General features: G+C 68.3%; 23 protein-coding genes and 1 pseudogene. 9 read left to right on the top strand and 15 right to left on the bottom strand.

Annotated features, from left to right (window positions below; genetic code table 11):
- Positions 1–7: 7 nt before the first annotated feature.
- On the top strand, positions 8–1,063 hold the full coding sequence (locus ACZ50Z_RS00950) for a DNA topoisomerase IB (RefSeq protein WP_464481857.1): 1,056 nt from the start codon (positions 8–10) through the stop codon (positions 1,061–1,063).
- A 178-nt stretch (positions 1,064–1,241) separates the two neighbouring features.
- Complete coding sequence (locus ACZ50Z_RS00945; protein ID WP_464481856.1) at positions 1,242–3,035, top strand: thiamine pyrophosphate-requiring protein; 1,794 nt, start codon at positions 1,242–1,244, stop codon at positions 3,033–3,035.
- Between the two features lie 21 nt (positions 3,036–3,056).
- Here ACZ50Z_RS00945 and ACZ50Z_RS00940 read toward each other — a convergent pair whose 3' ends face one another.
- A complete protein-coding gene (locus ACZ50Z_RS00940) occupies positions 3,057–3,725 on the bottom strand; it encodes a UdgX family uracil-DNA binding protein (protein WP_464481855.1) in 669 nt (222 codons plus the stop codon).
- Between the two features lie 67 nt (positions 3,726–3,792).
- The gene (locus tag ACZ50Z_RS00935) at positions 3,793–4,353 is read right to left on the bottom strand and encodes a hemerythrin domain-containing protein (RefSeq protein WP_464481854.1); all 561 of its coding nucleotides are present in this window, start codon (positions 4,351–4,353) and stop codon (positions 3,793–3,795) included.
- Positions 4,354–4,569: 216 nt separating this feature from the next.
- On the opposite strand from ACZ50Z_RS00935, the gene ACZ50Z_RS00930 reads away from it, so the two are divergent.
- Both ACZ50Z_RS00930 and ACZ50Z_RS00925 read left to right on the top strand, forming a co-directional pair.
- Positions 4,570–5,583, top strand: coding sequence for a sensor domain-containing protein (locus ACZ50Z_RS00930; RefSeq protein ID WP_464481853.1), 1,014 nt, complete (start codon positions 4,570–4,572; stop codon positions 5,581–5,583).
- A gap of 42 nt (positions 5,584–5,625) precedes the next feature.
- A complete protein-coding gene (locus ACZ50Z_RS00925; RefSeq protein WP_464481852.1) occupies positions 5,626–6,597 on the top strand; it encodes an aldo/keto reductase in 972 nt (323 codons plus the stop codon).
- 9 nt (positions 6,598–6,606) lie between these two features.
- Here ACZ50Z_RS00925 and ACZ50Z_RS00920 read toward each other — a convergent pair whose 3' ends face one another.
- The 5 genes and pseudogenes from ACZ50Z_RS00920 to ACZ50Z_RS00900 all read right to left on the bottom strand — a co-directional run bounded on the left by ACZ50Z_RS00920 (position 6,607) and on the right by ACZ50Z_RS00900 (position 13,598).
- Positions 6,607–7,374: an SDR family oxidoreductase gene (locus ACZ50Z_RS00920; protein WP_464486030.1), complete on the bottom strand. Its 768-nt coding sequence runs from the start codon at positions 7,372–7,374 to the stop codon at positions 6,607–6,609.
- Positions 7,375–7,478: 104 nt separating this feature from the next.
- On the bottom strand, positions 7,479–9,275 hold the full coding sequence (locus tag ACZ50Z_RS00915; protein WP_464481851.1) for a diguanylate cyclase domain-containing protein: 1,797 nt from the start codon (positions 9,273–9,275) through the stop codon (positions 7,479–7,481).
- Between the two features lie 107 nt (positions 9,276–9,382).
- A complete protein-coding gene (gene glgX / locus ACZ50Z_RS00910; RefSeq protein WP_464481850.1) occupies positions 9,383–11,542 on the bottom strand; it encodes a glycogen debranching protein GlgX in 2,160 nt (719 codons plus the stop codon).
- A 94-nt stretch (positions 11,543–11,636) separates the two neighbouring features.
- Positions 11,637–12,818, bottom strand: coding sequence for a zinc-dependent alcohol dehydrogenase (locus tag ACZ50Z_RS00905; RefSeq protein ID WP_464481849.1), 1,182 nt, complete (start codon positions 12,816–12,818; stop codon positions 11,637–11,639).
- 79 nt (positions 12,819–12,897) lie between these two features.
- Positions 12,898–13,598 (bottom strand): annotated as a pseudogene (locus tag ACZ50Z_RS00900) (GAF and ANTAR domain-containing protein).
- Positions 13,599–13,906: 308 nt separating this feature from the next.
- Between ACZ50Z_RS00900 and ACZ50Z_RS00895 the strand changes: the two are divergent.
- The gene (locus tag ACZ50Z_RS00895) at positions 13,907–15,217 is read left to right on the top strand and encodes an NAD(P)/FAD-dependent oxidoreductase (RefSeq protein WP_464481848.1); all 1,311 of its coding nucleotides are present in this window, start codon (positions 13,907–13,909) and stop codon (positions 15,215–15,217) included.
- Positions 15,218–15,220: 3 nt separating this feature from the next.
- Here ACZ50Z_RS00895 and ACZ50Z_RS00890 read toward each other — a convergent pair whose 3' ends face one another.
- Positions 15,221–15,757, bottom strand: coding sequence for a DUF1360 domain-containing protein (locus ACZ50Z_RS00890; RefSeq protein ID WP_464481847.1), 537 nt, complete (start codon positions 15,755–15,757; stop codon positions 15,221–15,223).
- 59 nt (positions 15,758–15,816) lie between these two features.
- Positions 15,817–16,203: a MerR family transcriptional regulator gene (locus ACZ50Z_RS00885; protein ID WP_464481846.1), complete on the bottom strand. Its 387-nt coding sequence runs from the start codon at positions 16,201–16,203 to the stop codon at positions 15,817–15,819.
- A 142-nt stretch (positions 16,204–16,345) separates the two neighbouring features.
- Here ACZ50Z_RS00885 and ACZ50Z_RS00880 point away from each other — a divergent pair, with 142 nt between their 5' ends.
- Both ACZ50Z_RS00880 and ACZ50Z_RS00875 read left to right on the top strand, forming a co-directional pair.
- Positions 16,346–16,795, top strand: a complete 450-nt coding sequence (locus tag ACZ50Z_RS00880; protein ID WP_464486029.1) for an Hsp20/alpha crystallin family protein — start codon at positions 16,346–16,348, stop codon at positions 16,793–16,795.
- Positions 16,796–16,885: 90 nt separating this feature from the next.
- Positions 16,886–17,575 (top strand): PAS and ANTAR domain-containing protein, encoded by a 690-nt coding sequence (locus ACZ50Z_RS00875; protein WP_464481845.1) that lies wholly within the window; start codon positions 16,886–16,888, stop codon positions 17,573–17,575.
- A 27-nt stretch (positions 17,576–17,602) separates the two neighbouring features.
- On the opposite strand, the gene ACZ50Z_RS00870 is transcribed toward ACZ50Z_RS00875, so the two are convergent.
- The 3 genes from ACZ50Z_RS00870 to ACZ50Z_RS00860 form a co-directional block, all read right to left on the bottom strand.
- Positions 17,603–19,252 carry a GAF domain-containing sensor histidine kinase gene (locus tag ACZ50Z_RS00870; RefSeq protein ID WP_464481844.1) on the bottom strand — a complete coding sequence of 550 codons (1,650 nt, stop codon included), beginning with the start codon at positions 19,250–19,252 and terminating at the stop codon, positions 17,603–17,605.
- Positions 19,249–19,917 (bottom strand): hypoxia response regulator transcription factor DosR/DevR, encoded by a 669-nt coding sequence (gene dosR / locus ACZ50Z_RS00865; RefSeq protein WP_464481843.1) that lies wholly within the window; start codon positions 19,915–19,917, stop codon positions 19,249–19,251. Before dosR ends, ACZ50Z_RS00870 begins: the two co-directional genes overlap by 4 nt.
- 150 nt (positions 19,918–20,067) lie before the next feature.
- Complete coding sequence (locus ACZ50Z_RS00860) at positions 20,068–21,042, bottom strand: Acg family FMN-binding oxidoreductase (RefSeq protein WP_464486028.1); 975 nt, start codon at positions 21,040–21,042, stop codon at positions 20,068–20,070.
- A 137-nt stretch (positions 21,043–21,179) separates the two neighbouring features.
- Between ACZ50Z_RS00860 and macS the strand changes: the two genes are divergently transcribed.
- Positions 21,180–22,337: a MacS family sensor histidine kinase gene (macS, locus tag ACZ50Z_RS00855; protein WP_464481842.1), complete on the top strand. Its 1,158-nt coding sequence runs from the start codon at positions 21,180–21,182 to the stop codon at positions 22,335–22,337.
- A gap of 22 nt (positions 22,338–22,359) precedes the next feature.
- Positions 22,360–22,995 carry a response regulator gene (locus ACZ50Z_RS00850; RefSeq protein WP_464486027.1) on the top strand — a complete coding sequence of 212 codons (636 nt, stop codon included), beginning with the start codon at positions 22,360–22,362 and terminating at the stop codon, positions 22,993–22,995.
- Here ACZ50Z_RS00850 and ACZ50Z_RS00845 read toward each other — a convergent pair.
- The 3 genes from ACZ50Z_RS00845 to ACZ50Z_RS00835 form a co-directional block, all read right to left on the bottom strand.
- Complete coding sequence (locus tag ACZ50Z_RS00845; protein WP_464481841.1) at positions 22,959–24,284, bottom strand: acyltransferase family protein; 1,326 nt, start codon at positions 24,282–24,284, stop codon at positions 22,959–22,961. The genes ACZ50Z_RS00850 and ACZ50Z_RS00845 overlap by 37 nt on opposite strands.
- A 131-nt stretch (positions 24,285–24,415) precedes the next feature.
- The gene (locus ACZ50Z_RS00840; protein WP_464481840.1) at positions 24,416–24,706 is read right to left on the bottom strand and encodes a YiaA/YiaB family inner membrane protein; all 291 of its coding nucleotides are present in this window, start codon (positions 24,704–24,706) and stop codon (positions 24,416–24,418) included.
- A gap of 45 nt (positions 24,707–24,751) precedes the next feature.
- Positions 24,752–26,035, bottom strand: a complete 1,284-nt coding sequence (locus ACZ50Z_RS00835) for a hypothetical protein (protein ID WP_464481839.1) — start codon at positions 26,033–26,035, stop codon at positions 24,752–24,754.
- Positions 26,036–26,130 lie beyond the last annotated feature (95 nt).

Below are 26,130 nucleotides of genomic sequence, written 5' to 3'. Positions count from 1 at the left end.
GTCGACGATGCGACTGCGGCGCAGCGAGCTGAGCAAGCCGGGGATCGCGCGCAAGCGCCGGGGAAAGGGCTTTTCCTACTGCGACCCGAGCGGCGAGGCGGTCTCGGATCCGGAAACCCTGGCGCGCATCAAGGATCTCGTCATTCCGCCGGCGTGGAAGAAGGTGTGGATCTCGCCGTACCCCAACGGCCACATCCAGGCCGTCGGCGTCGACGCGGCGGGCCGTCGCCAGTACCTTTACCACTCCGCGTGGCAGCAGGAACGCGCCGAGGAGAAGTTCGACCGCGTGCTGGAACTGTCGACGCGGCTTCCCGCGTGGCGCGCCGAGATCGCCAAAGACCTTGCGCGCAAAGGCTTGACCCGCAAGCGGGTGCTGGCGCTCGCGCTGCGGCTGCTCGATCGCGGCTACTTCCGCGCCGGCGGCGAGCAATACGCCGAGGAACACGAGTCCTACGGGTTGTCCACCCTGTTGTGTGAACATGTGGTGGTCCGCCGGGACGCCGTCGAATTCGACTTTCCGGCCAAGAGCGGGGTGCGGCGCACCGTGGAAATCGAGGACGCCGACGTGGTCCGCGCGGTGCGCGCGCTGATGCGCAGGCCCAACCGCACCGAGCGATTGCTGGTGTGCCGCAACTCTTCCGGATGGCTCGATGTGCGCGCCGATGACCTCAATGCCCGGTTCAAGGAGCTGGCCGGCGACGACTACACCGTCAAGGACCTGCGAACGTGGCATGGCACCGTGCTGGCGGCGGCCGCGTTCGCCGACGCCGACCCCGCGGTGTCGGGCCGGGTCGCCAAGCGCGTCGCGGCCGCCGTGATGAAAGAGGTGGCCGAGGAGCTGGGCAACACGCCGGCCGTGGCCCGCGGTTCCTATGTGGATCCCCGCGTCGTCACCGGCTACGAGCAGGGCCTGACCATCGCGGCGGCGGTCCGCCGCGCCGAGCGAGCCCGCAAGCCCGACGTGGCCCAGGAGATTCTGGACAAGGCCACCCGGATGCTGATCCGGCGCGTGGCCAAGGGCGACAGCGCCGGCGCCGCGACCGGCCTGCGCAAGACGGCGTGAACGATCCCACGGCCGTCACCTGTTAACTGGCTGTGAGTCGCCTGGCCGGCTCGTGAAGGCGAATAACAACAGCGATTGCGGGTAACCCGGCACCTGTGGGAAGTGCCGAAGCCGCCCGTGCGGGGCATTCTGCCGTAGTCATGCCTGCCTGAAGAACCGTCTGCCCAGGAGGGAAAACATGTCCAAACAAGAGGTCTCCGACTACCTGCTGGAGCGGTTGCGGGCGTGGGGCGTCGAGCACGTGTTCGGCTATCCCGGCGACGGCATCAACGGGCTCCTCGCCGCATGGGGCCGGGCGGACAACAAGCCCCAGTTCATCCAGTCTCGGCATGAGGAGATGAGCGCCTTCGAGGCGGTCGGCTACGCGAAATTCACCGGCCGGGTCGGGGTGTGCGCGGCCACGTCGGGGCCCGGCGCGGTCCACCTGCTCAACGGCCTCTACGACGCCAAACTCGACCACGTTCCGGTGGTGGCGATCGTCGGTCAAACCAACCGCAGCGCCATGGGCGGGAACTACCAGCAGGAGGTCGACCTGCTGAACCTGTTCAAGGACGTCGCCAGCGACTACGTCCAAATGGTCACCGTCCCCGAACAATTGCCCAACGTCCTGGACCGCGCGATCCGCATCGCGATGACCCAGCGGGCGCCGACGGCACTGATCATTCCCAGCGACGTCCAGGAGCTGCCGTACTCGCCGCCCGAGCACGCGTTCAAGATGGTGCCCTCCAGCCTGGGCATCGAGTACCCGGATATCGCCCCCGACGACGCCGCCATCGCCCGCGCCGCCGACGTCCTCAACGCCGGCAAGAAGGTCGCCATGCTGGTGGGTACCGGTGCGCGCGGGGCCCACGAAGAACTGGCCGAGGTCGCCGAGCTGCTCGGTGCCGGCGCGGCCAAGGCGCTGCTGGGCAAGGATGTCCTCTCCGACGAATTGCCTTGGGTCACAGGCTCTATCGGGTTGCTGGGGACGCGGCCGAGCTACGAGCTGATGATGGGCTGCGACACGCTGCTCACGGTCGGGTCCAGCTTCCCCTACACGCAGTTCCTGCCGCAGTTCGACCAGTGCCGGGCGGTGCAGATCGACGTCGACGGCCGCATGATCGGGATGCGCTACCCGTACGAGGTCAACCTGGTCGCCGACGCGAAGACCGCACTGCGGGCCCTGATTCCGCACCTGCGCCGCAAGGAAGACCGGTCGTGGCGGGAAGGCGTCGAGAAGAACGTAACCCGCTGGTGGGAGACCATGGACAAGGAGGCGATGGTCAGCGCCGATCCGATCAACCCCATGCGGCTGTTCTCCGAGCTGTCCCCGCAGCTGCCCGAGAACGCCATCGTCACCGCCGATTCGGGCTCGTCGGCCAACTGGTACGCGCGCAACCTGCGCTTCCGCGGCGACATGCGCGGCTCGCTGTCGGGCACGCTGGCGACGATGGGCCCCGGGGTCCCTTACGGCATCGGCGCGAAGTTCGGCCATCCGGACCGGCCGGTGATCGTGTTCGCCGGTGACGGCGCCATGCAGATGAACGGCATGGCCGAGCTGATCACGATCAAGCGCTACTGGAGCGAATGGAAAGACCCCCGCCTGGTCATCGCGATCCTGCACAACAACGACCTCAACCAGGTCACGTGGGAAATGCGCGCGATGGCCGGCGCCCCGAAATTCGCGGAGTCCCAGAACCTTCCCGACGTCGACTTCGCCGCGTTCGCGGCCAGCCTGGGCCTCAACGCCATGGCCATCAAGGATCCCGACGAACTGTCGGACGCGTGGCGCAATGCCTTGTCCGCCGACCGTCCGACCGTGCTGGACGTGTTCACCGATCCCGACATGCCGCCCATCCCACCGCATGCCACCTGGGAGCAGTTCAAGTCGGCCACCGCGGCGGTGCTCTCCGGTGACGAGGACCGGGTGGGCTTCGTCAAGGTCGGCCTGAAAACCAAGATGCAGGAGTTCATGCCGCACAAGAAGAGCTGACCCCGGGGGTCGGCCGCCGGTTTACGCGAGGCCGGCGCGCGCGCTGCGCAGGTCGTCGACGAACGACTGGTAGACCTCGTCGTGCCGGTCGCTGCGGTCCCGCAGCACCGACGACGGGTGAACGGTCGCCACCACGATCGGTTCGGGCGTCATCGCGATGTCGACCGACGACGGGAGCCTCAGCTCCCGTCCGCGCTGCTCCGAGACCCGAAAAGTGGTGCCCAGCAACGATTGTGCGGCGGTCGCTCCCAGGCACACGATGACTTCGGGCGCCACGGCCTCGATCTCGGCGATCAGCCAGGGCCGGCAGGCGACGACCTCGGTCCGGCCCGGTTTTTGGTGGATGCGGCGTTTGCCGCCCTTGCGGGTGAATTTGAAATGCTTGACGGCGTTGGTCTGATAGGTCAGGACAGGGTCGATGCCGGCGTCTTCGAGCGCCCGGGCGAGCAGTCGCCCCGCCGGGCCGACGAACGGCTCACCGGCGCGGTCCTCCTGGTCGCCTGGTTGCTCGCCGACCAACATGATCGGCGCCCCGCGATGCCCGTTACCGAACACGGTTTGGGTCGCGTCTTCGAAAAGCGAACAGCCATGGCACGTTTCGGCGGCGCTCCGCAGCGCGTCGATGTCACGCTCCTGGGGCAGGTAGCGGGCGGCGCCGGGTGCCTTCGATGTTTTCGATGTGGTGGTCATGAGAATGTGGTGGCGTGGGTACCCCCGCTCCCCCACCGAGCGGGGGTACCCAGCCTCGGGTGGCTCCTCAGCCCTTACCGATGATCGCGTCGCGGGCGCGGTCGAGCATTGCGGCGAACGGACCCGCGGCCAGATTGGCCACCTGGGATTCCACACCGGCGTGCGGCCGGGTCGGAGCGATGGCTTCGGCGAGCTTCGCGGCGCGGCCCATCCGTTCGAGCTCTTCCGCACTCAATTCCTCGCCCAGCTTGGCGAATTCGTCGTGCTCCTCGTGCTCGGCGTGGTCGATCACCGCGTCGCGCAGCTTGGTCAATTCGCGGGTGAATTCCGCGCTGTCGACGTCGAGTGATTCCAGCCGCTGCAGCACGGTCTTGGCCTCGTGCTCTTCGTGCAGCCGCTTGTCGACCACGGCGGTGCCGCCGGCGATCTTGCGCTTGGCGCGCGGATGAACGATTTCCTCCTCGGCGGTTTCGTGCACGGCGAGTAGTCGCCGAAGCTCGACGAAGGCCTTCTCCCGTGTTTCTCCGGACGCCGCCAGGGTTTCGGCGAACATCGCCTTGATCTGCTCGTGCTGACTGACGAGAAAGTCGACCACATCGGTGGGCGACGTGATGGCGGTGCGTGCCACGGTGTCCCTCCCATCTCCCTTGGTTCGACGCGCAGGGCTGTTGCGCGCTCACCGAAGCGGCTACCCGGCGAAATCGGCCGTCAAACGGGTGTGGCCGCGGCCGGGCGGGGTATGTGCTCAGCATCGCCAAGCCGCATCTGGGGTGGCCTCGGTTCAGGCGCGGCCCCCCGCCATCGGTTACATTTCGGGCAGGTTCGGCCGCGAAGGAGGCACGGCGTGACCAACCAGCAGGACCCGTACTGGCAGAACCCGCTGAGTTACGACCCGCTCGGCCGGGTCCCGCCGCCACCGATCGAGCCGCCGATCGAGCCGATCGAGCCGCCCGCGTTTCCGCCGCCACCCGCGCCCCCGCCCTACCGCCCGCCCGTCAACACCCTGGCGACGCTGTCCCTGGTTTTCGCGTTCGTGTTCGCGCCCGCGGGAGCGGTTCTGGGACACCTCGGGCTGGCGCGGATCCGGCGCACCGGCGAACTCGGCCGCGACCGCGCCCTGGTGGGCATGACGCTGTCGTACGTGTTCATCTTGTTGGCGGTCGTCGCGCTCGCCGGGTGGGCGACGCTGGGCGGTTCCACGTCCGCGCACCGGGCGGCGCGCGAGGCCACCACGTCCAGCGGGCCCCCGCCGCCCACCGTCCCGCCGGACACCATCACCACACTGCTGCCCGGGTTGGACGCGCTGCGCAACATCACCGACGATGCGAACCTCGCGGTCGGGCCGACGTGGAACAGCCCCGGCCGCTCGGCGCAGGACGGCAGCATCGACCGCCCGGAATGCTGGGGAAGTATCGCCGCCGGCAGCCCGGACGCCTATACCCCCGGCTCCTTCACCGGTTATCACGCGGGCGAATTCACCGACACGCGCAGCATGCTCAAGTCGATCCAAGTCATCCAGGGCGTGGCGGCGTTCCGCGATCCCGCCGGTGCGCAGGCACAGCTGGATGCGCTGCTGTCGGGATGGCGCCAGTGCGGCGGCTCGACCGTCACCGTGACGGCCCCCGGCGGGCAGCCGATCGCGATGGCGGTGAGCGCTCCCGCCGACGCGGGCAACGGCATCACCACATTGGGCTTGACCCCCAAGGGAATACAGGTGCGCTCGGCGCGGGCGGTGGCGGCCAAGGCCAACGTCGTCCTCGACTTGAACGTATCCGCCAGCGGCACCACGGACAGCGAGCGGCCGCGGCTGGTCGCAGTCAGCATCGCCAACTACATCCTCGGCAAGATCCCCGGCTAAACCGCGGCGACCCGCTGCGCCCGGGCTGAGTACGCTGAGCGGATGAAATATGTCGACGTCGACGGGGTCGGACGAGTCAGCCGGATCGGCTTGGGAACCTGGCAGTTCGGTTCACGCGAATGGGGTTACGGCGACAGCTATGCCGCCGGCGCCGCGGGTGACATCGTGCGGCGCGCCCGCGCGCTGGGGGTGACGCTGTTCGACACCGCCGAGGTCTACGGGCTCGGCAAAAGCGAGCGGATCCTGGGCACCGCACTCGGCGACGAACGCGCCGAGGTCGCGGTGGCCAGCAAGATCATGCCGGTCGCTCCCTTCCCCGCCGTCGTCAAGCAACGCGCGCGGGCCAGCGCCCGCCGGCTCGGGCTGGACCGCATCCCGCTGTACCAGATCCACCAGCCCAACCCGGTGGTGCCGGACTCCGTGATCATGCCCGGGATGCGAGACCTGTTGGCGGACGGCACGATCGGCGCGGCGGGCGTCTCGAACTATTCGCTGCAACGGTGGCAGAAGGCGGACGCCGCGCTGGGCGCGCCGGTGATCAGCAATCAGGTGCACTTCTCGCTCGCCTATCCCAAAGCGCTCAAGAATTTGGTGCCTTTCGCCGAACGGGAGAACCGCATCGTGATCGCCTACAGCCCGCTGGAACAGGGGCTGCTGGGCGGCAAGTACGGCGTCGACAACCGCCCAGGCGGGGTTCGCGCGGTCAACGCGTTGTTCGGCACCGAGAACCTGCGCCGCGTCGAACCACTGCTGCAGTTGTTGCGCGACGTCGCAACGCAAGTCGGCGCCAAGCCGGCGCAGGTGGCGCTGGCCTGGTTGATCAGCTACCCGGGCGTGGTGGCCATTCCCGGGGCGTCCAGCGTCGAGCAGCTCGAGTTCAACGTCGCCGCCGCCGACATCGAGCTGCCCACCGAATCCCGTGACGCGCTGACCGAGGCGGCGCTGGCGTTTCGGCCGACGTCGGCCGCGCGGTTCCTCACCGACCTGGCGCGGGAGAGGCTCGGCCGCAAGTAATCCGGCCGATCAGGACTGGTTGGCTTCCGCGAATGCGGCGGGGCTGGCCGGCGCGCCGCGCGCGACCACCAGCGGCATCGACGTCGAGGCGTTGGTGCGCAGGATGGTGTGCACGACGTCGATCAGGTCGTCGACGGGCATCAACTTGCCGGGCATGCAACCGCGCGACGACCACAGCGGAACCGCCTTCATGGCGAGGTCCATGTCCCAGTCGGCGTTCATGCCCGTCGCCGCGTCGCCCTCGCCGCCCGCGCACTCCCCGACGATCAGGTTGGTGAAGCCGACGTCGGAGTGTTCGGCCCGCCACGCCTCCACCAGCCGCTCCAGCGCGGCCTTGCTGACGCCGTAGGCGCCCAGTCCCGGCCACGGCGGCCCGAAGGTGCCGGCGTCGGAGGACAGGTACACCGCCTTGCCGGCCGACGCGGTCAGGTGCGGCATCGCCGCGGCCGTCACCAACGACGCGCCGATGACGTTGGTGTCGAAAATGCGCCGCCACGTCTCGGCTCCGGTGTCCACCATCCGGACCAGCGGCCCGACGGCGGGCGTGTAGACGAGGTTGTCGATCCCGCCGAGGGCGTCGGCGGCCGCACCGATGGCCGTGCGGCAAGACGCCTCGTCGGTGACATCGCATTCGACGGCGACCGCATTCGGGCCGGCCTCCTTTGCCGCGGCCTCGATGCGCTGCAGACGCCGGGCAAGCAATGCGACCTGGTCGCCGCGCTGCGCGAGACCGACCCCGATGCAACGCCCCAGCCCGCTCGAGGCGCCGACCACCACTGTCCTTGACATATTCGCCCTCTCTTGTAACGCGAGACGCTGTCGCGAGAAACCTACCGGATGGGCCGCGTCCGGTGGCGATCGCTGGCCACTTAGGTCGCCACTTACGTCGCCACGACGGCGTTCCGGTCGCCCGATTTGGCCCGGTACATGGCCTCGTCGGCACGCGCGGTGACCGCGTCGACGGACTCGGCGGGACGGGCGAGCGTGGCGCCGATGCTCAGGGTCGCGCCGATCGTGTTGCCGCAGGCGTGGATGGGTTCGGCGACGCGGCGCCGAATCTTCTCGGCGATCTGGGCGAGTTCGTCGGCGCTGCGGACGCCGGGCAACAGGATCAGCATTTCGTCGCCGCCCGTGCGTCCCACGGTGTCCCCGCGGCGCACGCTCGCCCGGATCCGCGCCGCGACGGTGGCGAGTACGACGTCGCCCGTCCCGTGTCCCCACCGGTCGTTGATCGCCTTGAAGCGGTCGACGTCGCAGAACAGCACGCCCACATGTGTTCCGGGCGGCTGCGGTTGCCCCAGCGCGGCCTCCAGCCGGGCCAGGGCCTCGGCTCGGTTCACCAGGCCGGTGAGCGTGTCGAAGCGCGCCAACCGTTCCAGTCGCTGTTCGGCCTCGACCTGGTCGTCGACCACCCGCAACGCCGCGATCAGCCCGTCGGTGTGGCCCCGGGCGTCGGTGTAGGGCTTCCCGTGTCCGTCGACCCAGTGGTATTCGCCGTCGAGCGAACACACCCGGAAGCGTTGGAGCACCCGTTCCCCGCCCGCGATGCGGCGCAGGGCGGTCTGGAGGTTGTCGCGATCCTCGGGGTGGATGCGGCGGGCGAAATCCGGGCCCGTCCACTCGGTGAGCGGCCCACCGAGCGCGGGTTCCACGGACGGGGAGATCCACACGACCTCGCCGCCACGGAAGTGCACGATGATGTCGACGGCATTGTCCGCGAGGATGCGGTACCGGATCTCGGCCTCAGCCCGTTGCTTGCTGGCCAGCTCCTTGGCGATCAGCAGCTGCTGCTCGCTCTGGCTGAAGTAGAAGGTCACCGCCCCGACGACCGCGGTCCCCAACAGGATCGAGAAGGTCCACTGCGCGTTGTCGTCCGGGCCGAGCCGCAGGAAGACCGGCCTTGCCACGGCCACGACGAGCGGAAAGCCGCCGAGGATCCCGAGCAACCGAATCAGCGACCGGCGGTCGGGACGCGCGAGCAGCCATGCGAGCGGAAACCGGTCGGCGCGCGCCAGCGCGGTAGCCGCGACGAGCAGCAAAAGGGCCACCGCCGTCAGGAACGCCTGCCCCTTGGACGGCGAGACGCCCACCAGCGCCAGCGCGTCGAACAGGTAGGCCCCGGCGGTGACGAACGGGATGGCCGCGCTCGCCGCCAGGCACAGCGGCCAGAGCAGCCTGCTGCGGCGGCGGTCCACCCGGATCAGCGCGACGGCGATCGCCAACGGCAGCGCGGACAACGCCGTCTGAACGCTCGGGCGCCCGGGCCAGGACCACTCGTGCAGGCCGACCGCCTCGCCGAACCAGATACGGTCGACGGTGAACGACCCGAGGCTCGCGTATTCCGCGAGGACGATGAGCGCGAAGGCGCCCGCGGCCACGGCCAAAGCCCGTCCGGCCCAGCGGCGCTCGCGCGACGGACTTCCCCATTGCGCCAGGATCGCCGCGCCCAGCGTGGCCAGCCACAGCGCCGTCCACGGCATCATCTGCGGCCAGGTCGGATAGATCCGCGTCAACCGCTCGATGCCGGCCGTCCAGCCCACCCACGTCAGCGCCGCGACCATGAGCACCAATAGCGCGGCGGCCCGACCGACGGTGTTCATCGCCGATGCCAGACGCGCCTCGGGACCGGGCCTGTCCATCGGTTGTCCCTTTCGCTCCCGGCGGTCGACGCGCGGCATCAATGTTGCCGCCGAGAAAGTTAGCCGATGTGGCTTGTCGGCGAGGGCAATTCGCGCGATCCGGGCAGAAGGGACACGGATAGCCGCGGATAGGCGTGGCCGGCCGGCTAGCTCGAAGGAAGCCCCCGCAGCACCACCGCGGTGTGAGCCTCCACGGTCAGGCTCCCCCCGCCGGGCACCTCGTCGGCCGGGGTGCTCTCTTCGGGCCCGGTGTATACCACGAGCTGCCAGGATTCACCGAATTCTTTTGGTGGAAGGGTGAATTCGATCGGCTCGTAGTGGGCGTTGAAGCACAGCAGGAACGAATCGTCCAGCACCCGTTGGCCCCGCTCGTCGCGGCCGGGAATGCCGTGGCCGTTGAGGAACACCGCGACCGACTTGGCGAAGCTCGCGCCCCAGTCCTCGTCGGTCATCTCCGCGCCCTCCGGGGTGAACCAGGAGATGTCCGGCAGGCCGTCCTGCCCGCGCCGGCCGACCGGCTTGCCGGAAAAGAACCGGCGCCTGCGGAACACCGGATGCTCGGCCCGCAGCGCCGACACCGTGCGCGCGAACTCGAGCAGCCCCGCATCGGCGGCGCCCCAATCGATCCAGGTGAGTTCGTTGTCCTGGCAATAGCCGTTGTTGTTGCCGTTCTGGGTGCGCCCGAGTTCGTCGCCGTGACAGATCATCGGCACGCCCTGAGACAACAGCAGGGTGGTCAGGAAGTTGCGCTGCTGTCGGGCGCGGAGCTGGTTGACGGTCTCATCGTCGGTGGGCCCTTCGGCGCCGCAGTTCCAGGACCGGTTGTGGCTTTCGCCGTCGTTGTTGTCCTCGCCGTTGGCCTCATTGTGCTTCTCGTTGTAGGACACCAGGTCGCGCAGCGTGAACCCGTCGTGGGCGATGACGAAGTTGATCGACGCCACGGGGCGGCGCGCGGTGTGCTCGTAGAGGTCGGCCGATCCGGAGAGCCGGTAGGCGAATTCGTCGAGGGTGGCCGGCTCGCCGCGCCAGAAGTCGCGGACGGTGTCGCGGTACTTGCCGTTCCATTCCGTCCACTGCGGCGGGAAGTTGCCCACCTGGTAGCCGCCCGGCCCGACGTCCCACGGCTCGGCGATCAGCTTGACCTGGCTGACGGTCGGATCCTGTTGCACGAGTTCGAAAAACGTCGACAGCCGGTCCACGTCGTAGAACTCGCGGGCCAGCGTCGAGGCCAGGTCGAAGCGGAAGCCGTCGACGTGCATCTCGGTCACCCAGTAGCGCAGGGAGTCCATGATCAGCTGCAGCGAGTGCGGATGCCCGACGTTGAGGCTGTTGCCCGTGCCGGTGTAGTCCATGTAGTACTGCTTGTCGTCGTCGACCAGCCGGTAGTAGGCGGCGTTGTCGATGCCGCGCATCGACAGCGTGGGGCCGAGGTGGTTGCCTTCGGCCGTGTGGTTGTAGACCACGTCGAGGATGACCTCGATGCCGGCCTCGTGCAGCGACCGCACCATGGCCTTGAACTCCTGGACCTGGCCGCCCGGCGTGGTGGCACTGGAGTACTTGAAGTCGGGCGCGAAGAATCCGATCGTGTTGTAGCCCCAGTAGTTGGACAGGCCCTTGTCGACCAGCGTGGAGTCGTTGGCGAAGTGGTGCACCGGCATCAACTCGATGGCCGTGATGCCGAGACTCTTGAGGTGCTCGATGATGACCGGGTGCGCCACCGCGGCGTAGGTGCCGCGCAGCTGTTCGGGGACGTCCGGGTGAGTCTGGGTCAGGCCCTTGACGTGTGCCTCGTAGATGACGGTGTCGGCGTAGTGGCGGTCCGGTGGGCGGTCGTTGCCCCAGTCGAAGTACGGGTTGATCACGACCGACTTGGGCATGCTGTCCGCCGAGTCGTCGTCGTTGCGGCTGTCGGGGTCGCCGAAGTTATAGCTGAAAAGCGACTGGTTCCACTCGAACGAGCCGTCGATGGCTTTGGAGTACGGGTCCACCAGCAGCTTGTTCGGGTTGCACCGGTGCCCGGCCTGCGGGTCGTACGGACCGTGCACGCGGTAGCCGTAGCGCTGGCCGGGTTCGATGTTGGGGATGTAGGCGTGCCAGATGAAGCCGTCGACCTCGGGCAGGGGGACGCGGCTCTCGTTGCCCTCGGTGTCGAACAGGCACAGCTCCACCCGCTCGGCCACCTCACTGAACAGGGCGAAATTGGTGCCCGCGCCGTCGTACGTCGCGCCCAGTGGGTAGGCCCTGCCCGGCCACACCTCGCCGGTGGGCGTGGGGGCAGACCCTGCTGCGGCCTCTGCGGAAGTCATGGCGCATTCAATACCCGGCCGGCGCGGCGGTCAAACTGCCGTGCCACTCGCCGCGTCGGACGACGCAACGTGGAAAGCCTTGTGGCATAGGTGATCACGGATTGAGGATTACCTTTACCGCCCCGTCCTGTTTCTTCTGGAAGATCTCGTAGGCGTGCGGGGCCTCGTCGAGCGGAAGCACGTGGGTGGCGAAGGTGTCGACGCCGAGCGGGTCGTCGTCAGTGAGCAGCGGCATGATGTCGTCGACCCAGCGTTTGACGTTGGCCTGCCCCATCCGCAGCGTCACCTGCTTATCGAACAGGGTGAGCATCGGCAGCGGGTCCGCCATGCCCCCGTACACGCCGATCAGCGAGATCGTTCCGCCACGCCGCACGATGTCGATGGCCGAATACAGGGCGGACAACCGGTCCACGCCGGCGGTCTGCATGAGCCGCTTGGCGAGCGCGTCCGGCAACAGCCCGGTCGCCTGCTGTGCCAGTTTCGCGGTCGGCGAGCCGTGCGCCTCCATGCCCACCGCTTCGATGACCGAATCGGATCCACGTCCGTCGGTCAGGTCACGGATCGCGTCGCCGAGCGAGGAGTCGAGCCGGCTCAAATCGATGGTGTGGATGCCGCGTTGCGCGGCGCGGCCCAACCGCTCGGGGACCAGATCGACGGCGATGACGCGGTAACCGAGGTGATCAGCGATGCGGGCGGCCATGTCGCCGATGGGACCCAAGCCGAGCACGGTGACCGTGCCGCCGTCGGGGATGTCGGCGTAAGCGACCGCCTGCCACGCGGTGGGCAGCACATCGGACAGGTAGACGAACCGCGAATCTGGCGGCCCCACAGGGACTTTGATATGAGTGAACTGGGCCTGGGGTACGCGCAACAACTGCGCTTGCCCGCCGGGGACTTCGCCGTAGAGCTCCGAATAGCCGAACAGCGCCGCCCCCATGCCCTGGTCGCGGACCTGGGTGGTCTCGCACTGGGTATAGAGCTGCTGACCGCACATGTAGCAACTGCCGCAAGAGATTTGGAACGGGATGACCACCCGGTCCCCCACCCGAAGGTCGCCCGTCTCCGTACCAACCTCGCGCACGATGCCCATCGGTTCGTGGCCAAGGATGTCGCCCGGCTTCATGAAGGCCCCGAGGATCTCGTAGAGGTGCAGGTCGGACCCGCAGATGTTGGTGGAGGTGACTTCGATGACGGCATCGGTGGGCTGCTCGATCTTCGGGTCGGGCACCGATTCCACCCGCACATCGCGCTTCCCGTGCCACGTGACAGCCTTCATGGAAAGGGCGCATACCCGTCTGCCACCCATCGAAACGGCAGCGAAACGGCAGCGAACGGGCCCTGGCCGCCGGCGCCGGTCAATGCCGGCGGTGCTTGAGCGGATGCTCGCTTTCGATCAGCGCCCGCGCGATTTCGATCAGCTTGATGTTGGATTGCTGCGAAACCCGGGTCAGCAACTGGAACGCTTCGACGGCGTCGATACCGAAGCGCTCCATGATGACCCCCTTTGCCTGTCCGATGATGTCGCGCGAGGCCAGGGCGCTACGGAATTGGTCGTTGCGGCGCATCATCGACCATGCCAGGGCGATGTGGGTGGCGAAGACCGTGCCGATCTCCACCGACTCCTCGTTGAACGCGTGCGGACGGTCGGCATAGAAGTTCAGCGCCGCCATGCTGCCGCCGTCGACGAACAACTCGTAGGACAGGATGGAGCGGATCGGGGTCTGCTCGAGCGCCAGTCGGCGGTAGCGCAGCCAGCGCTGTTCGGCGTTGAGGTCGGCGATGTGCATCATGTGGTGCTCCCAGGCCGCGTCAGGCAAGGCCCTTCCCCGGAGCTGTCCTGGATGGCGTCCAGGACCATCGGGTAGCGATGCGTGGCGACCACATTGCTGACCGTCGCACCCTTCTCGGCCAGGGTGATCCCGGCGTACTGTGAGCCGCCCACGTGGCGGACCCCGTTGTCGATCAGTTCGTGCAGCCCGGCAGCGGTGCCGCTTTGCTCGCGCTCCAGATTGGCCACCAGCTCCACCAGCTGGTTGGCGATCGTAGCCTCTCGCATCGCATCACCCCCCGAACCGTCGTGGCCCGCGGAGCCCTTTCCGATAGGCGTCGCGGTGGCATCGGCAACCCGCGTATACCAACGCTCACCAGCAGTCTATGGGCCATCCAACGAAATGCAAGGCGCGATAACGAAACCGGTCGACGGCGGCGGCGGCCGCGGCATCCCGGGGAGGAGGCTCCTGAGGTCTCTTTGCCCGGCCTCGGGTTGTTGAAAAGGGTTGCTGAGCAAAAGTTTTCACGATCGCCGTCCAGCTTGCGAGCGGCGAGGGGCCCCCTCCACCACGAAATGCACCTACACTCGGATCGGTGACCTCCATTGTGATCGTGGGAAGCGGCTTCACCGGATTCACCTGCGCCCGCCACCTGGCGCGAATTCTGCGCCGGCGGCACGCACCCGTCGACATCACGATAATTTCGCCGGTCGACTACATGCTCTACACGCCCTTGTTGCCCGACGTCGCCGGTGGAGTGCTCGATGCCCGTTTTGTCGCTGTCCCCCTGGCCAATTCGCTGCGGGGCGTGCACGCGGTGCGCGGCCGCGTCGACGGTGTCGACTTCGCGCAACAGACGCTGACGTACTGCGATCCCGAAGAGCGCAGCCATTCCCTGTCCTGGGACCGGCTGGTGCTCACGCCGGGGTCGGTGACGCGGCTGTTCGACGTACCGGGGCTCGCGAGGCACGCGCGCGGGTTGAAGACCACCGCCGAGGCCCTCTATCTGCGGGACCACTTCGTCGAACAGCTGGAACTGGCCAACATCGACGACGATCCCCGGGTGGCCGCGGCCCGGCGCACCGTCGTCGTGGTCGGCGCCTCCTACTCGGGTACCGAACTGGTGGCGCAGCTGCGCGCGCTGGCCGACGCGGCCGCCAAACAGATGGGCTTCAACCCGGCCGAGGTGCGTTTCCTGCTGCTCGACCTGGCCGAGCAGGTGATGCCCGAGGTGGGCAAGAAACTCGGGGATGCCGCGATGAAGGTGTTGCGCCGGCGTGGTATCGACGTGCGGCTCGGCATCACGCTCAAGCAAGCGCACGCCGATCACGTTGTGCTCAGCGATGATTCGCGCATCGACACCCACACGATCGCCTGGGTGACGGGAGTGACCGGCGCCCCGTTGATCCAAGAGCTCGGACTACCGACCGAAAAGGGCCGGCTCACGGTGCAGCCCGATCTGCAGGTGCCCGATCACCCCGAGGTGTTCGCCGCCGGCGACGCGGCCGCGGTTCCCGATCTGACCCAGCCCGGCAAAATCACGCCGCCGACCGCCCAGCACGCCACCAGGCAGGGCAAGGTGCTGGCCCGCAACGTCGCCGCCAGCCTCGGTTACGGCAGCCCCAAGCAATACAAGCACCGCAACCTGGGACTGGTCGTCGATCTGGGGCCCCGTTACGCGGTGGCCAACCCGCTCAACATCCATTTGTCCGGCCTGGCCGCCAAATTCGTGACGAGGTCATATCACCTGTATGCGATCCCCCGCGGCGTCAACCGGTGGGCGGTCTCGCTGGCCTACCTGACCGACCTGCTGTTCAACCGCTCCGTGGTCTCCATCGGGTTGTCCTCCGAGGACGACGCCCAATTCATGGCCAGCGAGGGCATCCCGATGCCCAAGACGAGCTGATCGTCAGCCTTCGGCGGACTGCTGGGCCATCGCGTAGGCGAGCTGAAGGAAATCCGCCCCGGCCAATGCGCTGAAGACGCCCGCGATGAGCCGGGTGAACCGGGGCACGAACACCAGGCCGATCGCGAAGGCGGTGGCGACCCACATGTCCAGGCAGAACGGACAGGTCAACAACTCGCCCAGGCTGTGCCGGAGCTGGCTGTGTTCCCGCACCTCTTCCTGGACCTCGGCCGGGCCGCCCGTGCCCGCGTAATGCGTGAACGGGGCGCGCAGCGGGCTGGTCACGGCGTCTTTGGTCAAGGTCCGCGACAGCTTGTGGGTGCCCAGCGTGAGGATGATCAGATCCTGGATCCGCCAGCGCGACGGCAAGGTGCGGCCGCTGACCACGGCGGCCACCACCGCGACCGCCACGACGAGGCCATAGACCAGCAGAACCACCAGATAGCCCCCCAGCGGGCGGGGATTGTCGCCGCGGTAGGCGTCGGCCTCCTGGCGTGCGCCGTCCACCACCTGGGCGCCGGTTTCCGTCAACTCACCCATCGCTTCTCCTTGAAGGCATAACGGGTCGGGTACCCGGCGCCGCTGAACACAATCGGCGATCAGCTCACGGGCGCGTGACCGTCCCCGTCCCGGGACTCGGCGGGCGTCGCCGCCTTCGCCGCCTCGCGCAACGTACGGTTGGTGGACCGCAAGTCGGTGTTGGCGGCCGACAGCGTCTCGTTGTGGTCCTCGAGATCGAGGATGCGCGCAATGCCGGCGAGGTTGACGCCGGCCTCGACCAGCCCGCTGATGCGGCGGAGCCGCGCCAGGTCGTCGGCACTGTAACGGCGTGTTCCGCCTTGACTTCTCGCCGGCGTGACCAGTCCATAGCGCTCGTAGAGCCGCAACGATTGCACCGGGATCCCCGACAGTTCGGCCGCCACCGAGATGCCGTACACGCCGTGGCCGGACGCCGGAGCCCCGGCGTCGCCGCGGTGCTCAACCATTGCACATCCCTTCAGCTGATTCACTCAGAAAATCTGTCTAACACACTTGCATGAATATGTCGACGGTGCTATATCAAATCTATGTCAGTAGACATAGGAAATTACCGGACCATCACGTAGATCGGAGTGAGAGGTGACAACCATGCTGATGCGTTCAGATCCCTTCCGTGAGCTCGACCGCTTTGCGCACCAGGTGCTCGGTACGGCCGCCCGCCCGGCGGTGATGCCGATGGACGCGTGGCGCGAAGGCGAGAAGTTCGTCGTCGAGTTCGACCTGCCCGGCATCGATGCCGACTCGCTCGACATCGACATCGAGCGCAATGTGGTGACCGTGCGCGCCGAACGACCGGCCGTCGATCCCGACCGCGAGATGTTGGCCACCGAGCGGCCGCGCGGCGTGTTCAGCCGCCAGTTGGTGCTCGGCGACAACCTCGACACCGACAAGATCCAGGCGTCCTACTCCGAAGGCGTCCTGAGTCTGCACATCCCGGTGGCCGAGAGGGCCAAGCCTCGCAAGATCACCGTCGGCCGCAGCGACGCACCCCGGGCGGTCGCGGAGGGCGCCGCTCCGCGCGAGGTCATCAACGCCTGACCGTACGGCGGGTGGGCGGCCGCCGTCGCACACGTTCTCGTGTCGGCGGTGGCCGCCCGCCATCGGCGGGGGGCACTACGAGGAGCCACGGTGGAATCGGCATGGAAGCTCAACGGCCAAACGGCCAGCGTCGAGCAGGCGTTGTCCGCCGGTGACGCGCAACCCGCGGGCTGGTTTCGGTTCTACTTCACCGATCAACGGTGGGAGTGGTCGGAACAGGTGCAGCGGATGCACGGGTACGAACCGGGCAGCGTCGTTCCCACGACCGACCTGGTGCTCTCACACAAGCACCCCGATGACCGCGGACAGGTCGCCGCCACCATCGATCACATCGTGAACACCCGCCAGGCGTTCTCCACCCGCCACCGGATCCTCGACACCGGCGGCAACGTGCGCCACGTCGTCGTGGTCGGCGATCGGCTCTACGACGACGAGGGTGACGTGATCGGAACGCACGGGTTCTACATCGACGTCTCCGCACCGAACGAGCAGCTGCACGAGGAGGCTGTGAGCGCGAAACTCGCTGAGATCAGCGAGAATCGGGCCGGCATCGAACAAGCCAAGGGCATGCTGATGCTGGTCTACGGGCTGGGCGACAGCGCGGCCTTCGAGTTGCTCAAATGGCTGTCACAGGAGGCGAATGTCAAGCTGCGACCGCTCGCCGAGCAGATTGCCGAGGACTTCCGCGGCGCGGGCTTGCCGCTCAACACCCAGTCGGAATTCGACCATCTGCTCCTGACGGCGCACCGCCGTGTCCGCCCCGCCGATGACCGCGGTTAAATTGCTGCGGGACAGGGGGTTTCGTCGTCACGGGTCGAGCAGTGGGGCGATCCAGTGCACGCGGGTGCCGCCCTCCGGGGGACCGGTGATCTCACAGGCGCCGCCGAGTTGCTCGGCGCGCCGCTTCATGTTGGCCAGGCCGCTGCGACGCGTATTGCCGGCCGGTATGCCACGGCCGTTGTCGGTGACATCGAGGACGAACATGTCGGCGACGCTGATCGCCACCGTCAGACGCGACGCACCGGAGTGGCGAAGGGCATTGCTGACGGCTTCGGTGGCTACCGCCTCGGCGTGGTCGGCGAGTTCGGCGCCGACGGCGCTCATCGGCCCGTCCAGGCGCACGGTCGTGACCAGATCCCGGTCCCCGGTCAGGTCGGCGACGACCCGTTGAATGCGGTGCCGGAAATCGCCGCTGGCCGCCGTCGGCGATTTGAGCTCGAAGATCGTCGTGCGGATTTCCTCGATGATGGTCTGCAGATCGTCGAGTGTGCGGTTGAGCCGTTCGGCCACTTCCGGTGACCGCGCCCTGGCCAGCGTGCCCTGTAGGTCCATGCCGGCGGCGAAAAGGCGTTGGATGACATGGTCGTGCAGATCATGGGCGATGCGCTCACGCTCGGCCAAGATGGTCAGCTGGCGCGCATCCTCGCGGGCCGACGCCAGCACCAGCGCTATCGCGGCATGGGTGGCGAAGTCGCTCACCAGATCGAGATAGCTTTCGTTGAAGGGGGGTTGGTCGGCGCCGCGGGCGACGACGATCACGCCGACCACTTCGTCGTGGGCGCGCAGCGGCATCAGGATCGCGGGGCGCTGTCCGACGTCGGTAAACGCCTGGATGGGGTAGCTCAATTTCTCGGTGATCAGCGGTTCGCCGGACCGGAACACGGCGCCACTGGTGGACCCCCGCACCGGAACCCGCTGTCCGAGAACGTCGGAGACAAGCAGACCCACCGCGGCGGAGACCACCAGGGTCTCCACATCCTCGAGGGGCGCGTCGGCATCGTCGGGTACCAGCACGATCGCCTGTTGGGCGTCGGTCAAGGAGCGGGCGCGCTCGGCGATCAACTGCAGGGGGCGGCGGTGCGGCTCGGCGCGGGACAACAGCGCGGTGGTGATCTGGCGGCTGGCCTCCATCCACTTCACCGAGGTGCGCTCGCGTTCGAAGACCTGCGCGTTGTCGATGGCGACCGCGGCGGCGAACGCCAGTGCGCGAGCGGCGACTTCGTCGGACTCGGAGAAGACCCGCGCCGGGTCGACGTGGGTGAGGTACAGGTTGCCGAAGACGGTGTCGCGGATGGTGATCGGGACCGCGAGGAACGCCCGCATCGGCGGATGGTGCTCGGGGAAGCCGGCGGCGGCGGGGTGGATGGTCAGATCGTCCATCCGCAGCGCCGGTGTATCCAGGAGCGACAGACTCAACAGGCCCTTGCCGACCGGCAGGTGCCCGATGCGTCGCACCGTCTCGGCGTCCATGCCTTCGTGGGTGAACGAAATCAGGTTGCCGTCGTGATCGCGGACGGCCAGGGCGCCATAGGGAGCGGACGTCAATTCCCTTGCCGCGCTGATGATCCGGTGCAGCGTCGCGTCGAGATCCAGGCCGGCGCCGATCTCGACGATCACCCGCAGCAATTGCTCCGAGCCGAGCCCGGCGAACGCGGAGCCCTCGCGGTCGCCGCTCACCCCGACCAGTCCGGCGTAGTCGGCGATTGCCTGGGCCGCTGAGTCAATTTCGACGCGAACACCGCCGCCTGGGTGCGCCGCTCCATGCCGAGTTTGGCGAGCAAGCGCGACACGTAATTCTTCACCGTCTTCTCCGCGAGGAACATTCGCGCGGCGATTTGCCGGTTGGTCAGCCCTTCGCCGAGCAGTCCGAGCAGCGTGCGTTCCTGTTCGGTCAGGCCGGACAGCGGGTCTTCGCGCGTTGCCGCGCCGCGCAACTTCGCCATCAGCGCGGCGGCCGCCCGGTTGTCCAGCAGCGATTTGCCGGCGCCCACCTCTTTGATCGCGTGGGCCAGCTCCATGCCCTTGATGTCTTTGACGACGAATCCGCTGGCGCCGGCAAGGATCGCCTCGAGCATCGCCTCGTCGGAGGTGAACGACGTCAGCATCAGGCATCGCAGATCGGGATGGTCGGAGACCAGGTCGCGGCACAATTCGATGCCGTTGCCGTCGGGCAGGCGGACGTCGAGCACGGCGACGTCGGGCTGCAACGCCGGGATGCGGGCCTTGGCTTCGGCGACCGTGCCGGCCTCGCCGACGATCGTCAGATCGGGATCCGAGGACAAAAGATCGGAAAGGCCGCGGCGGACGACTTCATGATCGTCGACCAGGAACACCTTGACCATGGCGCGCCCTCCTGCCGGTCTCGCACTGGTTTGCGACCGACAACTCCAATATCCCATAGCTGGCCGCCACGGGGAATGGAGACTCCGGCCGGCGTCGCCCCGTGCCGCGTGAATAGCGTTGCGGGAGAGGATGATTGCGAGACGTCGCGATCAATTCGCCCACTCGACGAAGTCGTCGACGTCGCGTCGCGGCGTCGCCGGCAACGGGTCGGCATTGATCGGCGCCCAGCCCACCCGCAGCAGCATCTGCGGGTGGTCGCTGTCCCCGAAGACGTCAGAGCGGACGGCGTCACGCGTGGCCGCGGTCTCCAGCGGTTCGGTGACCGGGCAGCTCGCCAGCCCCGTCGACGTCGCGGTGAGCAGCACCGCGCTGGTGGCTTCGCCCGCGCGGAGCTGCGCGAGCCGATCGTCGCGGCGGGTCCCGAGCGCGAGCACCACGGCGTTGTCGTCGGCCGCACAGGAGTCCGGCGCCATCGGCAGCGCCGCACCGGCGAACAACCGGCCCGGGATCTTGGCCTCCGGGTCCGGCAGGGGCGCGTTGCGGGCGGGGACGCCGGCGACCGAGAAGTAGCGCCCGCTCCATTCGGTGAGCTCGGCGAGATAGTCCTGGGTCAAGTGGTCGCGGACCGATTGGGCGACGATCTCGTGCAGGCGGTCGATGTCCTCCACCTGGCACAGCGTGACACCGGCGCGCGCGGCGCGCGCCGCCATGAGCGCGATATCACCGACGGGCACCGGCCAGGAGCTGTAGTGGCGCCGGTCCGTTCGCCGCCGCGGGATGGCCGCGGCCAGGGCGATGTCGACGAAATCGGCCGGGTGCGGGGACAGTTCGAGGGTGGCGAGGTGGCTGGGGTCGGCGGGGTCCGGCAGGCGCGTGACCTTGGATCGCCATCCCACCGCCGCGAACGCCGCCACGCAGTGATGCAGCGCCGTGCCGCAACTCAGGATCAGGTCGCGGCCGTCGGGGTCGGTGTTGGGTAATTGCCGACCGGCGTCGGCGTACAGGTGCACGCCGGCCGCGTCGACCCGCCACCGCCACGGTTGGGTGTTGTGCACCGACGGGGCCCGCGACGCCAGCGTCAGCGCCGTCCGGACCGTTGCTGCGTCGGGAACGTGGTTGTCCATGCCGATGGTCCCCCTCTCGCGGCGCCTTCCTGGTTTCACGATCGCGCCTTCAATTCGTCGGCGCGAGGGCACGATGGCACCCGGCGAAGGGACTTTTGGCAATCCGTGGCCGCCCCGCCGCGGCACCGCCCGCATTTATGCTGACCACGATGGCGAATCACGGCCCCGATCCCACGACGCCGCTGTGGCGCGCGGCGCAGGTCTTTCGGCTGCTGAGTTGCCTGTATGCCGCCGGCTTTCAAATCGCGATCAATCACGATCTACGCCGGCCCGCGCTGGGCTGGGTCCTGTTCGCGGTGCTGATCGGGTGGAGCGCGGCCTGCGCGGTCGCCTACCTGCGGGGGTTCGGCCGAAGACCGTCGTGGGTGCTCGCCGAGATCGCGGTCGCGGTCTTGCTCATGTGGTCGAACACCGTCGTCGCGACGCCGCACTGGGCGGCCCAGAACCAGACCTGGCCGACGACGCTGTGGGCGAGCAATCCGACGATTTCGGCCGCTATCGAGTTCGGCCCCGGCGGCGGGATGCTGACGGGTCTGGCGGTGATGGCCACCAATTTCGCCGTCAAGGACTACCTCGCCCTCAACCTGGGGCATAACGCCACCGTCATCATCGAGCTGGCGATCGGCATGGCGATCGGTATGGCCGCGCAAACCGCGCGGCGTGCGCACGCCGAACTACAACGGGCGGCCCGGTTGAGCGCGGCGGTGCAAGAACGCGAGCGGCTGTCCCGAGAGGTCCACGACGGGGCCATCCAGGTACTGGCGTTGGTCGCCAAGAAGGGCCACGAAATCGGCGGAGCCACGGCGGAACTCGCGGATCTGGCAAGCGAGCAAGAACGTGCGCTGCGCCGATGGGTGGCGTGCGCCGACATGGATCCGGACGCCGACGACGCCACGATCGATCTGCGCACGCTGCTGCGTTGCCGTGCATCCGACCGGGTGTCGGTCAGCCTGCCGGCGACCCCGGTGTCGCTGGGCCGCCGGGTAGGCACCGAACTCGACGCCGCGGTGGGCAACGCGCTGGACAACGCCATGGCCCATGCGGGCCCGGACGCGCGCGTCTACGTGCTCGTCGAGGACCTCGGCGAGCACGTTGTGGTAAGTGTCCGCGACGATGGCGTGGGCATTGCCGCCGGCCGACTCGGGGAAGCGGCGCGACAGGGACGCCTGGGCGTCTCCCAATCGATCGTGGGGCGGATGACGTCGCTGGGCGGCACCGCCCGATTGCACAGCGCCCCCGGCGAGGGCACCGAGTGGGAGCTGTGCGTACCGCGCGAGGAGGGGCACGGTGACTGACGGCGAGGCGCCGGTGACGGTGATGGTGGTCGACGACCACCCGATCTGGCGTGATGCGGTCGCCCGGGACCTGGCCGAGGGCGGATTCACCGTGGTGGCCACGGCGGACGGGGTGGGAGCCGCGGGCCGGCGGGCGGCCGTGGTCAGGCCCGACGTGGTGGTGATGGATATGCAACTGCCCGACGGCAACGGCGCGCAGGCCACGGCCGCGGTGCTCGCGGTGTCGCCGTCGACGCGGGTGCTGGTGCTGTCGGCCTCCGACGAACGTGACGACGTCTTGGAGGCCGTCAAGGCCGGGGCGACAGGTTATCTGGTCAAGAGCGCGTCGAAATCCGAACTGGCACAGGCCGTGACGGCGACGGCCGCGGGGCGGGCCGTGTTCACCCCGGGTCTGGCCGGACTCGTGTTGGGTGAATACCGGCGCATCGCGCAGAGCAAGGACGGCGGCCCGCTCCGCCCGAGCCTGACCGAACGCGAAACAGAAGTGTTGCGCTACGTCGCAAAAGGGCTGTCCGCCAAGCAGATCGCCGGGAAGCTGTCGTTGAGCCACCGCACGGTCGAAAACCATGTGCAGGCGACGTTTCGCAAGCTCCAGGTCGCCAATCGGGTGGAATTGGCGCGCTACGCCATCGAGCATGGCTTGGACCTGGAACCGTAAGCCGCGGGACGGGCCACCGCCCGCGCGGCGACGAGTGCGGTCACGACGACGGCCATGCACACCAACCCGTCGTCCTTGAGGCCCCATCGGATCGCGGCCAGGATGGCGACACCGGCCACGCACAGCAGGGCGCCGACGACGGCGCCCCGTCCGCGCGAGGTGATTCTCGCGGCTCCGTCCCAGCCGGCCAGCGGGTTGTTCTCCAGCGGCCGCAACACGACAAACAGCGCCGCCACCGCGAGGACCACGACGAGCACCTGCGCGACGCTGACGGCGAGGAAATCCGGTTGGCCCGGAAACCGCGGGCAGCCAAGGTAATCGAAGAGCAGATGCACGCCGAGCAGCACCGGCATGTGCCACAGGTAGAGGGTCATCGCGCCGGAGTTGCCGATCGCGGTCCACCACCACACCCGTGGCCGTTGCGCCCAGCGCGCGATCGCCGGTGCGGCCGCGATGGCCAAGGCGCTCAGGATGATTGCGTGTCCGGCCAGCAGCAACGACGGCGGGCTGGTGTTGGAAAGGTGGTGATCGCCGGTGCCGACCATGCTGATCTGGTACGGCCCCCAGCGCACCAGTGCGACATCGACGGCGAACAAGGCGCCGGCCACCGCCAGCGCGGCGCGGCCGCTGAGCAGCTGGCGGCGGTAGGCGACGCCGAACATCGCCGGAATGAGCCAGACGGCCAGGTTCAGGTAGCCCAAAGGCATCATCGTCGGCCAGTGCAGCCGGATCAGGTCGATGAGCGCGATCGCCCCGTAAACCGCGGCCACACCCGCGGCGAGGCGCCGCGCCGTGGTGATGCGGTACAGCACCGGCATGGCGGCGAGCACCAGGACGTAGGCGCCCAGGAACCACAGCAGCTGCGTGCTGACGCCGGCGATCGGCTCGTAGATGTGTTGCGGCAGCGCCCGATACAGCACGGTCAGCGCGACGGCCCAGAAGGCCAGGTAATAGAACACCGGCCGGAACAGCCTGGCGCAGCGCTTCATCAGCCAGTCGCCCCAGTTGGTGCCCGGCGACCAGGACGACAGGCAGGCCGCGGCGCCGGCGAAGAAGAAAAGCGGCATGATCTGCAGCAGCCACGTCGCGGCCTGAAACAGCATCGAGGTGGTGAGCAGGTTATCCCAGATCAGGACGTGATTGCGGATGACGCTGATGGCCATCACGGTATGGCCGAGCACCACACCGATCAGGGAGGTGATGCGGATGACGTCCAGCACGCGGTCGCGGTCGGCCGGCGTGCGCGCGGCCACCTCGGCGACGTCGGGAAACCTCGCAAAAGTTGTCATGGGTGTGTCAGTGCCTTTCTGCGGCGTCAAAAGCTTTGTCGTTGAGACGAAATCGTGCGTTGCAAGAAGCATTGCCGCCCACACGGGCGAGGGCCTGCGCAGTCCTACGCGTTGCGCCTGAGTAGTTCTACTCAGCTCGCGGCAGTGAGGGGGTCGTAATCGGCCAGCAACTTCTCGATGCGGGCTTCATCGAGCCGGACCCGCACGGTCGCGGCCTCCTGCTGGTCGCGGATCACCTTGGCCAGGGTGAACGCGCTCGACACCAGGAACAAAAAGGTGATGCCGAGGAACAGTCGTTGCCACGCGTCCAGCGGAAGGAAGTAAATGCCACCGAGCGCGGTGACGAAGCTGATCGCGAAGGCGACTGCGGCCTGAACGAAGAAGGCGGCGGTGGTTTTCGACATGCTGTTGGGAACGGTCATGCCGATAAGCGTGCGCCGGCGCCCCCTTTGCGGGGATCCGTAAGACTACTCAGATTTGGCGGGGGTGCTCGGCGCGCTCGCCTGCGATGCCGCGGCTACCGCGGCGCACACCCCGAGCAGCGTGGCGATCACCGTGGCCACCTCCACCGCAGCGAAATGGGCATCGACGACCGGCTTGACCACCGCCACCACGCCCACCGCGGGCACGATCAGCCGTACCCACCAGGCTACGACGCTGTCACCGGGAATGCGTGAATTGGCCTCTGTGACAGAGACATACAACACAACGAGCAAGAGCGTGGCCGCGCTGAAAACGATGGTGGCGATCTCGCGCACCCCGTGCGCCGAGAGGACGGCCGCCATCGCCGCGACAAGCCCCGCCACCGCCACTTGCAGGCCGGCATTCGGCATCGCCGCACGAGTGACCGCCAGGCCGGCGGCGGCGCGCACGGCCGCCCATCCCGAGGCCAGCGCGGCCGCCGCCGCCAACGCGATGCCGCTGGCACCCATCCACATCCAGCCGGCATCGGCGTAGAACTCCGGCACCGCTTCGCCCAGGAATTTGGCGCTCCACCGCCACGGCCCCGCCACCCCCTGATGGTCGCCCACCCACAACACCACCGCCGCCCCGGTCACCACCGCGACCGCCAGCGACATGGATCGGCCCGGCGCGCCGACGCGCGCGACGCGCACCGTGACGAGTTCGACGCCCACCATTCCCAGACCGAAGCCGACGAGCTGGCCGGAGATCTGAGTCGGCGATGCGGCCGTGCCGATGACGACCGCGACATCGCCCGCCGCGACGCGGGCGGTGACCGCCACCGCGAGATAGACGTAGACAAGCAGGCCCGCGATGACCAGCAGCGCCGCCACCCAGGCGACGGCCCGAGTCGATGTCCAGCAGACGACGGCGCCGACGGCGACCGCGGCCACCAGTGCGCCAACCGGCAGCCACGAAATAACCCTGGCGGGGTCGTCAGCGCTGGAAAATTGCAGCAGCACAACCGCTCCGAGCGTGATGGCAAACTTGGCCGCCAGCGCGAGGTAGGCAAGCAGCTGAATGGCGCCCGCCGCGAATCCCACCCGGGGGCCCAGCGTGGCGCCGATCAACTCGGCGGTACTGCGCGCGTGTGGGGCGTAGGCGCGCAGCCGCGTCAAGGCGTAGATCACCGGCATCACGACCGCCGCTGAAAGCAGCGCGCCCAGCCCGTACACCATCGCGGACGCGATCACCGCCATGCTCAGCCCGGCTGCTAGCCACGCCCCCAGCAGCGGACCATCCGGTCCGGATTCCGGCTGCGCGGGCGGGCGTAACGATTTCTTCGGCATCGCCTCATCATGACGCAGCGGCTCGCAATCGAACACCGAACTCCGACGCATTCCGATACGTTTGTAGCCCCCAGGGTCAAGGTAGGTAGGGCTCC

This window comes from Mycobacterium sp. NTMscope_MAC_269, from assembly GCF_976985695.1.
This window is presented reverse-complemented; position numbering and strand designations above follow the sequence as displayed.

Coding starts and splice junctions, on each gene's coding strand:
- ACZ50Z_RS00950 (WP_464481857.1), top strand. CDS start 8: ATGCGACTGCGGCGCAGCGAGCTGAGCAAGCCGGGGATCGCGCGCAAG.
- ACZ50Z_RS00945 (WP_464481856.1), top strand. CDS start 1,242: ATGTCCAAACAAGAGGTCTCCGACTACCTGCTGGAGCGGTTGCGGGCG.
- ACZ50Z_RS00940 (WP_464481855.1), bottom strand. CDS start 3,725: ATGACCACCACATCGAAAACATCGAAGGCACCCGGCGCCGCCCGCTAC.
- ACZ50Z_RS00925 (WP_464481852.1), top strand. CDS start 5,626: ATGAAATATGTCGACGTCGACGGGGTCGGACGAGTCAGCCGGATCGGC.
- ACZ50Z_RS00915 (WP_464481851.1), bottom strand. CDS start 9,275: ATGCCGCGCGTCGACCGCCGGGAGCGAAAGGGACAACCGATGGACAGG.
- glgX (WP_464481850.1), bottom strand. CDS start 11,542: ATGACTTCCGCAGAGGCCGCAGCAGGGTCTGCCCCCACGCCCACCGGC.
- ACZ50Z_RS00905 (WP_464481849.1), bottom strand. CDS start 12,818: ATGAAGGCTGTCACGTGGCACGGGAAGCGCGATGTGCGGGTGGAATCG.
- ACZ50Z_RS00890 (WP_464481847.1), bottom strand. CDS start 15,757: ATGGGTGAGTTGACGGAAACCGGCGCCCAGGTGGTGGACGGCGCACGC.
- ACZ50Z_RS00885 (WP_464481846.1), bottom strand. CDS start 16,203: ATGGTTGAGCACCGCGGCGACGCCGGGGCTCCGGCGTCCGGCCACGGC.
- ACZ50Z_RS00880 (WP_464486029.1), top strand. CDS start 16,346: ATGCTGATGCGTTCAGATCCCTTCCGTGAGCTCGACCGCTTTGCGCAC.
- dosR (WP_464481843.1), bottom strand. CDS start 19,917: ATGGTCAAGGTGTTCCTGGTCGACGATCATGAAGTCGTCCGCCGCGGC.
- ACZ50Z_RS00860 (WP_464486028.1), bottom strand. CDS start 21,042: ATGGACAACCACGTTCCCGACGCAGCAACGGTCCGGACGGCGCTGACG.
- macS (WP_464481842.1), top strand. CDS start 21,180: ATGCTGACCACGATGGCGAATCACGGCCCCGATCCCACGACGCCGCTG.
- ACZ50Z_RS00850 (WP_464486027.1), top strand. CDS start 22,360: ATGGTGGTCGACGACCACCCGATCTGGCGTGATGCGGTCGCCCGGGAC.
- ACZ50Z_RS00845 (WP_464481841.1), bottom strand. CDS start 24,284: ATGACAACTTTTGCGAGGTTTCCCGACGTCGCCGAGGTGGCCGCGCGC.
- ACZ50Z_RS00840 (WP_464481840.1), bottom strand. CDS start 24,706: ATGACCGTTCCCAACAGCATGTCGAAAACCACCGCCGCCTTCTTCGTT.
- ACZ50Z_RS00835 (WP_464481839.1), bottom strand. CDS start 26,035: ATGCCGAAGAAATCGTTACGCCCGCCCGCGCAGCCGGAATCCGGACCG.